Below are 12,741 nucleotides of genomic sequence, written 5' to 3' on the forward strand. Positions count from 1 at the left end.
CGATGGCTAGAATCGAAAAGATAGAGCTGCGGATGGTGGACCTTGTGCCCAAGGTCAAACGCACGGACGCGATCCAGAGTTTCGTCAGCCAGGAAACGCCGATCGTCACCATCACCGATTCCGACGGCGCGGTCGGCACTGGTTACAGCTACACGATCGGCACCGGCGGCTCCTCAGTGATGCGGCTTCTCTCGGACCATCTGGCGCCACGGCTGATCGGCCGCGACCCCGACATGATCGAGGCGATCTGGCACGATCTCGAATTCGCCACGCACGCCACCACGATCGGTGCGATCACCGCCATCGCCATTGCGGCGATCGACACCGCGCTGTGGGACCTCAGGGCGAAGAAACAGAACCTGCCGCTGTGGAAGCTGGCTGGCGGTGCCAAGGACCGCTGCCCGCTCTACACGACCGAGGGCGGCTGGCTGCACATCGAGACGCAGGCGCTGGTCGACGACGCACTCGCCGCCAAGGCCAGGGGATTTCGAGGCTCGAAGGTGAAGATCGGCAGGCCGCACGGGTCGGAGGATCTTGCCCGCCTGTCGGCGGTGCGCAAGGCGGTTGGCGACGGCTACGAGATCATGACCGACGCCAATCAGGGGTTCTCGGTCGACGAGGCAATCCGGCGCGCGGCAAGGCTGCGCGACCTCGACCTTGCCTGGATCGAGGAGCCGCTGCCGGCCGACGATATCGACGGCCATGTGCGGCTGTCGAACTCGACGCCGACGCCGATCGCTATCGGTGAGTCGCTCTATTCGATCCGGCATTTTCGCGAATACATGCAAAAAGGCGCCTGCTCGATCGTGCAGGTCGATGTCGGCCGCATCGGCGGCATCACGCCCTGGCTCAAGATTGCCCATGCGGCGGAAGCCTTCGACATTCCGGTGTGCCCGCATTTCCTGATGGAATTGCATGTCAGCCTGACCTGCGCTGTTCAGAACGGCCGATATGTCGAGTACATTCCGCAGCTCGATGAATTGACCGGCAAGCGTATGCGCATCGAGGATGGGCATGCGCTGGCACCCGACGAGCCCGGCATCGGCATCGATTGGGACTGGGACGCGGTCAAGGCCATGAGCATCGCCGAATTCACCACGGCGATCACCAAATAGGGGAACTGATATGCAGCGGATGGGGATGGTTCTGGGACTGAAGCCGGAAAAGGTCGTGGAGTATGTCCGCCTCCATGCCGCCGTCTGGCCCGATGTGCTGGCCATGATCTCTGCCTGCAACATCAAGAATTATTCGATCTACCTGAAGCGGCCGGAGAACCTGCTGTTTTCTTACTTCGAATACCACGGCACCGACTATGCCGCCGACATGGCCAGGATGGCCGCCGATCCGAAGACACAGGAATGGTGGTCCGTCTGCATGCCATGCCAGGAGCCGCTCACAACCCGCAAGGAAGGCGAATGGTGGGCTTCCATGGACGAGGTCTTCCATCATGGCTGAAGGCGGTTTCGACCCTGCCTCGCTCGTCCAGTCCTGGCCAAAGCCGTCGAAGCCTTGGCCGATCGTCACCTTCGGCGCGGGATCGATCGTCGGCGACGCACATTTCCCGGCCTACAGGAAGGCCGGCTTTCCAGTCGCCGGCCTCTACGATCCGGACCAGGACAAAGCGCGGGCCCTGGCCGAGAAATGGGATGTGACCGCATTCCGCTCGGTGGAAGAAGCCGCAGCCGTCAAGGGCGCGGTTTTCGATCTGGCGACGCCGCCGGGTCGGCACGCCGAGATCCTGAAGGCTCTGCCCGACGGCGCGGTCGCATTGATCCAGAAGCCGATGGGCAACTATCTCGGCGAGGCAACCGAAATTCTCGAAATCTGCCGCGCCAAGAAGCTCAAGGCGGCGGTGAATTTCCAGCTCCGCTTCGCGCCCATGATGCTGGCACTGAAGGATGCCATCGCCAAGGGCTGGCTCGGCGAGATCGTCGATTTCGATGCCTGGCTGGCGCTGGCGACGCCGTGGGAGCTTTGGGAGTTCCTGCTCAAGGCGCCGCGCGTCGAGATCGCCATGCATTCGATCCACTATCTCGACCTGATCCGGCAAGTGCTCGGCGACCCCAGAGGTGTCCACGCCAAGACGCTCGGCCACCCCAACCATAAGGTGGCGCAGACGCGCACCAGCGCCATTCTCGACTATGGCGATACGGTGCGCTGTGCGCTGTCGATCAACCACGATCACAAATTCGGCCGCCGGCACCAGGCCTGCGAATTCCGCATCTGCGGCACCGAGGGTGCGGCCTATCTCAAGCTCGGTCTCAACCTCGATTATCCCCGGGGCGAGCCGGACGTTCTGGAGATTTACCCCAGGGGCGGAACGGACTGGGTCGCGGTGCCGCTCGCCGGCGAGTGGTTCCCCGACGCCTTCGTCGGGCGCATGGCCAATGTCCAGCGTTTTGCCGCAGGCGAAGACGACGAATTGGTCAGCTCGGTCGAGGACGCCTGGAACACCATGGCGCTGGTCGAAGCGGCCTATCGTTCGAGCGCAGCGCCGGCAACGCCGATCGCGGAAAGACCCTGATGGAACAGATCCAGTATTTCGAGGACTACCAGATCGGCGCCTCGCGTATCACCAGCGGCCGCACCATCACCGAGACCGACTTCATCGTCCATGCCGGGCATACAGGCGATTTCTTTCCGCACCACATGGATGCCGAGTTCATGAAGACGACGCCGTTCGGCCAGCGCATCGCGCATGGCACGCTGGTGTTCTCGGTCGGCATCGGGCTGACGGCAACCGTCATCAATCCGGTCGCTTTTTCCTATGGCTATGACCGCCTGCGCTTCATCAAGCCGGTGTTCATCGGCGACACGATCCGCACGCGCACCACCATCGCTGCCAAAGAGAACGACCCAAAGAGGCCGGGCTCAGGACGGGTGATCGAGCGCTGCGAAGTCATCAACCAGCGCGATGAAGTGGTGCTGGCCGCCGACCATATCTACATCGTCGAACGCAAGCCGGCACGGGGCTGAAACCCAAGCCGCTTCCTATGCGCTAGGACTTTCGCGACATACCGCCGCCCTCTATCGCGTTGACGAGCGTTTCGCTGCCTTCGCGAAGATGCTGGCTCAGAATGCTCACGGCCTTGTTGCCGTCGCGCTGCCTGCAGGCGGCCAGCAGGTCGCGGTGTTCTGCCTGCGAGCGGGTGCGATAGTCGAGGTTCGACAACAGGATGCGGACATAGCGATCGGCCGCATTGTGGTGCGCTTCGATCAGGCCGAGCAAACGCCGGTTGCCGCAGGCATCGTAGAGAGCCAGGTGAAACGTCCGGTTGAGCGCCCCCCATCTGCCGACATTGCGCTCTGCATCGATCTGGTCGAGTGCTTGCCCGGCCTCATCGAGCTTGTCGCCCGACAGGACGGGAACAGCGAGCTGGAGCGCCTCGCATTCGAGCAATTCGCGCACCGCGTAGATCTCTGTGATTTCGGCACTGTCCATTCGGGCGACATGTGCGCCCTTGGTCGGGTGAATGGACACGATGCCCTCGGCCTCCAACTGGCGAAGGGCATCACGGATCGGCATGCGACTGAACCCGAACCGTTCGGCCAGATCGTCCTGGCGCAGTGCGGTGCCTGCCTTCAGGGATCCGCTGGCTATGGCTTCGCGCAGGACATTGGCGACCTGCTCCGCCACCGTTTGCGGTCTCTCGATCAGGCCTTCCACAAATCCGCGCAAACGATGCTCCCGCTTCATCCGATATCCAGCCTAATGGAAAACCGCTTTTGCGGATATAAGTATCCTCGTGTACAGGATAGCTAGCCTGGCTTCACGGTGGCTTCGGAAGCGGCATCGTGGCGCGCGCCTATACCGCGGCGGGTCGCCCACTGGCCGGGGTCGGTACAGCGCTTGCCGGCTCCGTATACCGCATACGCATGCGCAGGAACGGCGCTTCGATGCAGGTGTAGCTGAGATAGCCGATCGGAATCGTCGCCATGAAGCACAGGCCGGACCAGAGGCAGGCAACATAGAAATTGCTTATGTTCATGACGTTCGTATTTATGAACGCCGCCAGTTGCATGACGAAGAACAGATGCAGGAGATAGATCGAATAGCTGTAGGCTCCGGCCTTCTCAAGGATCTTGAACGGCAGGCTTGTGCGATTCCTCGAAAAGCTGGTGTCGTAGTAGGCGATGCCGAAAGCATAGGCCGCGGCCTCCAGGGTCGGCAGGATGATCCATATCGGATGCGGCGACGGATAATGCTCCAACTGATAAAATCCGCCGGCGGCATCGAACCACCAGAAGAAGACCGAGAATGCGACGAGAACGGCTAGCGCCAGCCAGTGCCGATCCTTCGCATAGGCACGGAGTTGAAAAGCAAGAATGCCGGCCAAAAACTGGTCCACGTGGCCTATGATGGTCCAGGCTGCCGCCGACTGCACCTCGCCGATGTGCACATAGAGCGCCCACCTCAGCAAAATCGCTCCCGCGATGAACAGCAAGGGCGCGAACGGAAACCGCCTGGACGCCATCAGCAGGAACGGCAGCAAAATGTAGAAGTGGGCTTCCACGGTTATCGACCAGCCGCCATTCGGAAGGGTGGGAAAAATCAACCCTTTTCCGACATCGGTGAAGTACTCGCCCAGAGGCTGACCTGCGAGATCCCTGCGGCAAGCCTCGATGGCTATTACGGCCAGCAGAAGCGGAAGCAGCCTCAGCGCCCGGTTGGCAAAGAAGGGCAGGTAGCTGACCTGTTTTCCATCAAGAAGCTTGGCGAACAGGTAGCCGGAGAGCGCCATGAACAGTGAAACGCCGGTGATCCCTTCATCCAGAAGGCTGAAGATTGGCAGAGCCGGCACAAAGCCATAGGGGACCGGCCCATCGGGAGACTGGTGAAGAAAATGCCAGGTGAAGACCAGAAAAGCCGCCAGACCGCGAATATGGTCCAGCGCCGGATAATGTTCTCCAGTCGAAGACTTCATTGATTCAGACCAACCGCCCTGCGCCCTGGACGATCGTCGCCGCATTGCCTTGCCTGTACCTGAGCCAGCAACGGCACCGCAGCAAGTATACCTCGCCCACGACTCCTATTTTGCCAGCCTCCCGTTAATTTAGACTTCTTACTTTTTGGGGAAATTTACCCCGACGCGGATCGGCGACCGAGCAGCCGCCGACCGAAATCGTCGATGTACGACGGCTCTTCAGCCGGGGCTTCCCGCAATGTGCGGACCGTCGCGGTCTACATGTTGTCTGAGCACAATCGCTTTGCTCAATCGACCCGCACGGCCACGACGGCGGCACAGTCGCCGGCCTTGACAAGCCCGGGAAAATGCCGCGCCGCCAGCATGCCGGACATCTTCGCCCTGATCTCCTGCGGGGCGACACCGGTGCGGCCGACGGGATGGATGCGGGCCAGCACGGCCCCCTTCTCCACCGGCTCGCCGAGATCGACCATGGTTTCGACCATGCCGTCGTCCTCGGCGAAGGAGAAGCAATCGCCCGAGGGCATGTCCAACCACTGTGTCTGGCTCTTCTCGACCGCACCATCGACAATGCCGGCGTGACGCAGCACATTGAGGACGCCGCGTCGCGCGATGCCCACGGTTTGTGCGCGCGAGGTGCCGCCGCCGCCAAGCTCGGTGCTGACGAAGACCTTGCCCATCTCCTCGGCCGCTGTGTCGTACATGCCGACGGCATCGATCTCGATCATGCGCATCGAGAAGGGGGCGGAAAACGCGGCCACCGCGTCGAAAGCTTTCTGCTCCAGCGCCTTGTCGGGCAGAGTGTGCGCGGCGCAAAATGGCACGAAATCGAGCGTCTTGCCGCCGGAATGAAAGTCGAAGACGATGTCCGCGCGAGGAAGCAGCTCCCGTTGAAAATAGTCGGCGATCTTCTCGGTCACCGTGCCGTCCGGCCGGCCGGGAAAGCTGCGGTTCATGTTGCCCTTGTCGATCGGCGAGGTGCGCGTGCCGGCGCGAAAGGCCGGGTAATTCATCGCCGGCACGATGATCACCGTGCCGCTGACGGTTTTCGGGTCGAGCGTCCTGGCGAGATCGTACAGCGCCAGCGGACCCTCATATTCGTCGCCATGGTTGCCTCCGGTCAGCAGGGCCGTCGGTCCCTTGCCGTGGCGGATGACGCAGATCGGGATCATCACCGAACCCCAGGCCGAATCGTCGCGGCTGTAGGGCAGGCGCAGAAAGCCATGCTGGACGCCGTCGCGATCGAAATCGACGGTCGGCGCGATCGGAGAAGGGCGAAGACTGGACATCGGTTTCAATCCTTCACCACCAGCTTGCGCGGCACATTGGCCAGGCACTCTACACCGGTTTCGGTGATCAGGATGGATTCGGTGATCTCCAGTCCCATCGTTTCAAGCCAGAGGCCGGTCATGAAATGGAAGGTCATGCCGGGCTTGAGCTCGGTGCGGTCGCCAGGGCGCAGGCTCATGGTGCGTTCGCCCCAGTCCGGCGGATAGGAAAGACCGATCGAGTAGCCGGTGCGATTATCTTTGACGATGCCGTATTTCTTCAGGACGGCGAAGAAGGCATTGGCGATGTCCTCGCAGGCATTGCCGGGCTTGGCGGCAGCGAGGCCGGCTTCCATACCTTCCAGCGTCGCCTTCTCGGCATCGAGGAATTCCTGCGTCGGCTTGCCGAGGAAGACGGTGCGCGACAACGGGCAGTGATAGCGGTTGTAGCAGCCGGCGATCTCGAAGAAGGTGCCCTCGCCCCGCTTCATCGGCTGGTCGTCCCAGGTCAGATGCGGCGCCGAGGCGTCGGCGCCCGACGGCAGCAGCGGTACGATGGCCGGGTAGTCGCCGCCAATACCGTCGACACCGCGCGTGCCGGCATCATAGATCTCGGCGACGAGATCGCATTTGCGCATGCCGACTTCTATCTTGTCGACAATGCGGTGGTGCATGGCTTCGACAATGCGGGCGGCCTTGCGCATATAGTCGATTTCGGTCGGGCTTTTCACCGCGCGCTGCCAGTTGACCAGGGCGGTGGCGTCGACGAAGCGGGCATTGGGCAGATGCTTCTGCAGCGCGGCAAAGGCGGCGGCGGAGAACCAGTAATTGTCCATCTCGACGCCGATGGTGAGCTTGCCCCAGCCGCGATCGGCAAGCACTCCGGACATGAAATCCATCGGGTGCCGCTCGGTCGACTGCACGTAGTGGTCGGCATAGCCGACGATGTTGTCATGGGCGAGATAGGCGGTGCGCTTGGCGCCATTGGCATCCTGGCCGCGGCCATACCAGACCGGCTCGCCAGATGGCGGCACGATGACCGCCTGATGCACATAGAAAGACCAGCCGTCGTAGCCGGTCAGCCAGGCCATGTTGGACGGGTCACTGACGATCAAGAGATCGACGCCCTTTGCCTCCATGGCTTTCCGGGTCTTGGCGAGGCGTTCCGCAAATTCGCCGCGCGAGAATTTCAGGTTTGGTTGCATTGTTCTTGATCCTCGTTTGTTGGGCCTGGAGCCTGTTTCAACGTCGTTGAATCCGGCTCCAGGTAACTTTTTGTTCGAGCACGATCTTCTCGGAGAACCGGCTTCCGCTTTTCCGGATCCATGCTCCTGCGGCCAGCATCAGCTTTCGAAAATGGTGCCGGATTTGGCCGCCCGCGCCCGGTCGCGGGCGAGCGTGGCGATCGCCGTGTCCTGCACGCCGGTGCCGGTCAGGTCGGCAATGGTGATGTCGCTGGCTGAGCGACGGCCGTGCATTGCGCCTGCGATGATCTGGCCAAGCTCGGTCACCTCGGCATCGGCGGCCATCACGCCCGCCGCGATGGCATGGTGGAGCTCGCCAAGCCGCCGTGTCTGGCGCGCGCTGTCGGCGACATAGAGATCGGCCATGCGCAGGATCGCCGGTGCGATCTCGTTCTTGTGCTCGGCGTCCGAACCCATGGCGGTGATGTGCTGGCCGGCGGAAAGGAAGCCCGCCTTGATCAACGGCTCGGTCGAGGGCGTGGTGGTGACGATGATGTCGGCGCCGGCAGCGGCCTCGGCCGGGTCGGGTTCGGCACGAACGACAATGCCGAGTTTCTCACTCAAGGCGGCCGCGGTCGCCACTGCCTTGGCGGCATCGCGCGCCCAGATGCGCGCCTCGGTGATCGGCCGCACGAGCTTGAGCGCTTCGAGTTGCAGTCCGGCTTGCACGCCGGCGCCGAAGATCGCGGCGACAGATGCATCGGGACGCGACAGATGCTTGGCCGCGACCGCGCCGGCGGCTGCCGTGCGGACATCGGTGAGATAGCCATTGTCGAGCAGTAGCGCTTCGACCAGACCGGTCCTGGCCGACAGCAGCACCATCATGCCGTTGACGGAGGGCAGGCCGAGCTTCGGATTGTCGAAGAAACCGGGGCTGATCTTGATGGCGAAGCCGTCAATGCCGGGCACATAGGCGGTCTTCACGTCGACCTCGCCGCGATGCTCGGGGATGTCGAGGCGTAGGATCGGCGGCATCGCCACCGGCAAGGTGGCGAGCGCGCGAAAAGCATTCTCGACGCAGGCGACGGCGTCGAGATCCAGCATCACGATCTGGCGCAGTTCTTTCTCGGTGAGGATCGTCATGCGGCTCATGCGGCGCGCTCCACCATTGCGTCACCGCAGATGATCTTGCGGTGCGTGTCCATGTCGATGTTGCGGCCGGAAAGCAGAACAAGCACCGGCCCGTTCGGCTTGACCTTGCCGGCGAGCAGAGCAGCGATACCGACCGCGCCGGCGCCTTCGACGATCTCACGCTCCCGCGCATAGGCATGGCGGATGCCCTCGGCGATTTCGTCTTCGCCAAGCAAGATCACATCGTCCAGCAGGTCGCGGCACATGGCGAAGGTCAGCCGGTTGTCGAGGCCGATGCCGCCGCCGAGCGAATCCGCCAGCGTCGGCAATTCCTCCACCGGCACCGGCCGACCGGCATCCAGGCTCGCCTTCATCGCCGCGCCGCGTGCCATCGAAACACCGATCACTTTCGTACCTGGGCTGACTCCCTTGACGGCCGCGGCGATGCCCGAGGCCAGGCCGCCACCGGAGAGCTGTACGAGGACGAGAGCGGCATCCGGAACCTGGTCGATCATCTCCAGCCCCAGCGTGCCTTGCCCGGCGATGATCGCGGGATGGTCGAAGGGCGGAAGCATGACCAGTCCCTCTTGCGCCACCAGCCGCTCGACCTCCTGCTGGGCGTCGTCCTGGCTGTTGCCGATAATGCGGACCTCCGCGCCAAGCCGGCGGATTTCGTGGAGCTTGTTGCCGGGCACCAGCCGTGACATGCAGATCACCGCACGCATGCCTTCGAGCTTCGCGGCATGTGCCAGCGCGCGGCCGTGATTGCCGGTCGAGGCCGCGACGACGCCGCGCGCTTTCTCCGCGGCACTTAGCGAAGCGATGGCATTCGAAGCGCCGCGCAGCTTGAAGCTGCCGGTGATCTGGCGGTGCTCGAGCTTGAGGTGAACCGGCACACCCAGTTGTTCGGAGAGACCCGGCGAACGCACGGTCGCCGTGCGCTCGACCTTGCCGGCAATGCGCTCACGCGCGGCACGGATATCTGCGAGAGTGACTGTCGCCATGATCGTCAATCGCGGGGCAAGGGCAGCGTCATCAGACGGCCGAATTCGGGATGGGCTGTCTCATCACCGCAAAGGCGCAGGCAGTTCCAGGCACTCGCCTGGTTGCTGGTCACCACTGGGCGGCCGATCGCCTGTTCCATGCCGGTGACCGCGAGCGCACCGCGCAGCGCCGTGCAGGAGACGAACAGTGCGTCCGCCCGCGCGTGCGTTGCTTCGCGCGCGAGCTCGACAAGCGCTGCCGGGGGGATACGGGCCATCTCACGATCGTCCTCGAAGCCGAGACAGGTGAAGCTGGCGATCTCGAAGCCACGGGCGGCGAAATAAGCCGCCATGGGCCTGGAGGTTTCGACCGTGTAGGGCGTGAGGATACTGATCCGGCGCGCGCCGAACGCGTGCAGCCCGCGCACGCCAGCCATCGGCGGCGTGACGATGGGAACGCCGGGCTTGGCGGCCTGGATCGCCACCTCGATCTCGGCATCACCGATCACCACCGAGGCTGAGGTGCAGGAATAGCAGATGGCGTCGAGCGGCTCGTCGGGCAGGATCAATGCCGCGCCCGCCGTCAGCGCCGGCTGCATCTTGCGCAGGTTCTCCGGCGTTGTCGGATTGGCGTAGGGAATGCGCGCGACATAGACTCCGATGCGCTCGCTCGCCACCATGCGGCGAAAATCCGGCTCACTGGTGTGATCCGTGGCCAGGATGATGAGACCGACGCGGCGCGCCATCGGGCGGTCTTCAAGCGTCGGCCGGTTGGGCGCGACCTTGATCTCGGGTAAGGGCTTCATCAATTATCTCTCGATCTTGCCGTAGCGACGTTCCAGCCAGCGCAGCAGGATAACCGAGCAAAGACTGATGGCGAGGAAGAAAGCGCCAACCAGCGTGATCGGCTCGATATAGCGATAGTAGGTGTTGGCGACGCTTTTCGCCTGGTTCATCAGTTCCAGCACGGTGATCGCCGACAGGAGAGGCGTTTCCTTGAACATGGCGATGAAATAGTTGGCCAGTGCCGGGATCATCGGCGGGATGGCCTGCGGAATGATGATATGGCTCCAGGTCTGCCTGCCGCTGAGATTGCACGCCTTGGCGGCCTCCCACTGGCCACGCGGCACATTGTCGATGCCGGCGCGGTAGACCTCGGCCGTGTAGGTGCCGTAGTGCAGCCCGAGCCCGATGACACCGGCGACGAGCGGCGGCAGCAGGATGCCGATGTCAGGCAGCACGTAGAAGATGAAGTAGAGTTGCACGAGAAGCGGCGTGCCGCGGATGAATTCGGCCGCCCAACCGACGGTGCGGGACAATGCCTTGTTGGGCGAGCGGCGCGCCAGCGCGATGCCGAGCCCGACGATCGCCGCCAGCACCGAGCCGAGCAGCGTCGCAAGGATGGTGATCTTCACCCCCTGGATCAGCGTCGGCAGGATCTGCCGGACAAAATCCCAATCCCATTCCATCAGAAAACCCCGGCCATCAGCGAACCCCGGCCATCAGACGCGCACTCCGTCGAGGCCGCGCGCCATGCGGCGCTCCAGCGAGCGCACGCCCAAAGAGATGAGCAGCGCCAGGATGAAATAGATGATCAGGATGGTGGTGAAGGGCACCATCGTGTTGCCGGTCTGGGCGCGCACCACCTGCGCCTGGAAGGTCAGGTCGGCAAGCGAGATCAGCGAGACGACCGATGTGGCCTTGAGCAGTTCGATGGCGTTGTTGCCGAAGGTCGGCAGCATCACCAGAAATGCCTGGGGCAGGATAACGTGGCGCAAGCCTTGCCAGCGGCCGAGATTGAGCGCGATGCAGGCCTCATGCTGTTCGCGGCCGATCGACTGTACGGCGCCGCGCACAACTTCGGCGGCATAGGCGCCGACATTCAGGCCGAGCGCCAGCACGCCCGCCTGCAGCGGGGTCAGTTCGAAACCCACCAGCGGCAGCACGAAATAAGCGAAGAACAACTGCACGAAGATCGAGGTGCCGCGAAAGAATTCGATATAGGCGGTGGCCAGTGCGCGCAGCGCAAAGAAGCGTGACAGCCGCCCAAGGCCGGCAAGAAAGGCCATGACCAGGGCAAGCACCGACCCCATCAGCGTCAGCTCGATGGTGACAAGCGCTCCCTGCAATATCAGGCCGAAATAGCCGGACCACTGGGTCATTAGGGTTCCAACGTTAGCGGTTAGCTTCCTTCTCCCTGTTTCACGGGGAGAAGATGCCGGCAGGCAGATGAGGGGCAGCGCGAACTTACGAAGGCATGGCGCCGCCCCTCATCCGTCACTTCAGGCCACCTTCTCCCCGTGGACGGGGAGAAGGAAAAAGTGCGCCCTACTTCGCCGCGCAGAGCTTGTCGCGTGTCGTCGACATCGCGGCCGCGGCCGAGAAGCCATAGGGCTCGATGATCTTGGCGAATTCGCCCGACTTCTTCATCTTGGCGAGCTCGACGTCGAAGGCATCGCGCAGCGCCTCGTCACCCTTCTTGAAGGCGGCGCCATCGCAATAGACCGGAGCACCCTGCACCGGCGCGATGACTTCGAGGCTAGGATCGTTGGCTTTCTTCATCAGGTCGTTGATCGACAGAACCGGCAGCGAATAGGCGTCGATGCGGCCGTCCTGCACCATCTTCAGGCCGCTCTGGCCATCCGGGACGACAATGACGCGTTCGCGCGGAACGCCGGCGTTGAGCGCCAGCTTCTCTTCGGTGCCGCCACCGGGAGCGCCGATCGTTGCGGACGTGTCCTTGGCGACGTCTTCGTAGCTCTTGAAGCCTTTCGGATTGCCTTTCTTCACCAGCATCGCTTCGGCGTCGCACAGCACCGGCTCGGAATAGGCGACCGCGGCGCAGCGCTCCGGCTTCATGAACAGACCAGCGGTGACGACATCGAAGCGGCCGGCCTGCAGGCCGGGGATCATGGCGCCATATTCCGAGATCGAGGCGACGATGTCGCCAACGCCGAGACGCTTGAAGATCTCGCGCGCCACGTCGGGCGCGGCACCCGAAACCTTGCCATCGGCGGCGACGGCCGTATAGGGCGGCTCATTGGCGATGGCGACACGGGCGAAGCCCTGCGACTTGAGCTGCTCGAGCTTGCTGTCGTCGGCCGAACCCGCGGTCGAGGCCGCCAGCACCGCGGTCAGCGCAAGGCCGGCGACGCCGGCCAGAATGCCAAGTTTCTTCATTGTTCCCAACTCCTTGTTTCGTTTTCTTGGTTTGGCTGCGGCAGCAGCGCCGCCGGTTTCTGGTTGATTT

The 12,741-nt window shown here is 63.2% G+C and carries 14 protein-coding genes; 4 read left to right on the forward strand and 10 right to left on the reverse strand.

Features of this window, described 5'->3' with window-relative positions:
• Positions 1–2 precede the first annotated feature (2 nt).
• The 4 genes from X741_RS157710 to X741_RS157695 are packed head-to-tail and all read left to right on the forward strand — an operon-like array spanning position 3 to position 2,976.
• On the forward strand, positions 3–1,115 hold the full coding sequence (locus tag X741_RS157710) for a mandelate racemase/muconate lactonizing enzyme family protein (protein ID WP_023777117.1): 1,113 nt from the start codon (positions 3–5) through the stop codon (positions 1,113–1,115).
• A gap of 10 nt (positions 1,116–1,125) precedes the next feature.
• Entirely contained in the window at positions 1,126–1,455 is a 330-nt protein-coding gene (locus tag X741_RS157705; protein ID WP_023777118.1) for an L-rhamnose mutarotase, read from the forward strand.
• The gene (locus X741_RS157700; protein WP_023777119.1) at positions 1,448–2,524 is read left to right on the forward strand and encodes a Gfo/Idh/MocA family oxidoreductase; all 1,077 of its coding nucleotides are present in this window, start codon (positions 1,448–1,450) and stop codon (positions 2,522–2,524) included. The genes X741_RS157705 and X741_RS157700 overlap by 8 nt, the downstream gene beginning before the upstream one ends.
• The gene (locus tag X741_RS157695; RefSeq protein ID WP_023777120.1) at positions 2,524–2,976 is read left to right on the forward strand and encodes a MaoC/PaaZ C-terminal domain-containing protein; all 453 of its coding nucleotides are present in this window, start codon (positions 2,524–2,526) and stop codon (positions 2,974–2,976) included. The genes X741_RS157700 and X741_RS157695 overlap by 1 nt, the downstream gene beginning before the upstream one ends.
• Before the next feature lie 22 nt (positions 2,977–2,998).
• Here X741_RS157695 and X741_RS157690 read toward each other — a convergent pair whose 3' ends face one another.
• The 10 genes from X741_RS157690 to ehuB form a co-directional block, all read right to left on the reverse strand.
• Positions 2,999–3,679 carry a GntR family transcriptional regulator gene (locus tag X741_RS157690; RefSeq protein WP_245272675.1) on the reverse strand — a complete coding sequence of 227 codons (681 nt, stop codon included), beginning with the start codon at positions 3,677–3,679 and terminating at the stop codon, positions 2,999–3,001.
• Positions 3,680–3,806: 127 nt separating this feature from the next.
• A complete protein-coding gene (locus X741_RS157685) occupies positions 3,807–4,925 on the reverse strand; it encodes an acyltransferase (protein ID WP_023777122.1) in 1,119 nt (372 codons plus the stop codon).
• Between the two features lie 287 nt (positions 4,926–5,212).
• The gene (doeB, locus tag X741_RS157680) at positions 5,213–6,214 is read right to left on the reverse strand and encodes a N(2)-acetyl-L-2,4-diaminobutanoate deacetylase DoeB (protein ID WP_023777123.1); all 1,002 of its coding nucleotides are present in this window, start codon (positions 6,212–6,214) and stop codon (positions 5,213–5,215) included.
• Positions 6,215–6,219: 5 nt separating this feature from the next.
• Positions 6,220–7,398, reverse strand: coding sequence for an ectoine hydrolase DoeA (gene doeA, locus X741_RS157675; protein ID WP_023777124.1), 1,179 nt, complete (start codon positions 7,396–7,398; stop codon positions 6,220–6,222).
• Between the two features lie 138 nt (positions 7,399–7,536).
• Positions 7,537–8,529 (reverse strand): ectoine utilization protein EutC, encoded by a 993-nt coding sequence (eutC, locus tag X741_RS157670; protein WP_023777125.1) that lies wholly within the window; start codon positions 8,527–8,529, stop codon positions 7,537–7,539.
• Positions 8,526–9,512, reverse strand: coding sequence for a hydroxyectoine utilization dehydratase EutB (gene eutB / locus X741_RS157665; protein WP_023777126.1), 987 nt, complete (start codon positions 9,510–9,512; stop codon positions 8,526–8,528). Before eutB ends, eutC begins: the two co-directional genes overlap by 4 nt.
• 5 nt (positions 9,513–9,517) lie before the next feature.
• Positions 9,518–10,297, reverse strand: a complete 780-nt coding sequence (eutA, locus tag X741_RS157660; RefSeq protein WP_023777127.1) for an ectoine utilization protein EutA — start codon at positions 10,295–10,297, stop codon at positions 9,518–9,520.
• A gap of 3 nt (positions 10,298–10,300) precedes the next feature.
• Positions 10,301–10,960 (reverse strand): ectoine/hydroxyectoine ABC transporter permease subunit EhuD, encoded by a 660-nt coding sequence (gene ehuD / locus X741_RS157655; protein WP_013896966.1) that lies wholly within the window; start codon positions 10,958–10,960, stop codon positions 10,301–10,303.
• 33 nt (positions 10,961–10,993) lie between these two features.
• Positions 10,994–11,653: an ectoine/hydroxyectoine ABC transporter permease subunit EhuC gene (gene ehuC / locus X741_RS157650; RefSeq protein ID WP_023777128.1), complete on the reverse strand. Its 660-nt coding sequence runs from the start codon at positions 11,651–11,653 to the stop codon at positions 10,994–10,996.
• 166 nt (positions 11,654–11,819) lie between these two features.
• Entirely contained in the window at positions 11,820–12,671 is an 852-nt protein-coding gene (gene ehuB / locus X741_RS157645; protein ID WP_023777129.1) for an ectoine/hydroxyectoine ABC transporter substrate-binding protein EhuB, read from the reverse strand.
• Between the last annotated feature and the right edge of the window lie 70 nt (positions 12,672–12,741).

Origin of the sequence: Mesorhizobium sp. LNHC221B00, from assembly GCF_000502935.1 — a bacterium.
Taxonomy (GTDB): Bacteria; Pseudomonadota; Alphaproteobacteria; order Rhizobiales; family Rhizobiaceae; genus Mesorhizobium; species Mesorhizobium opportunistum.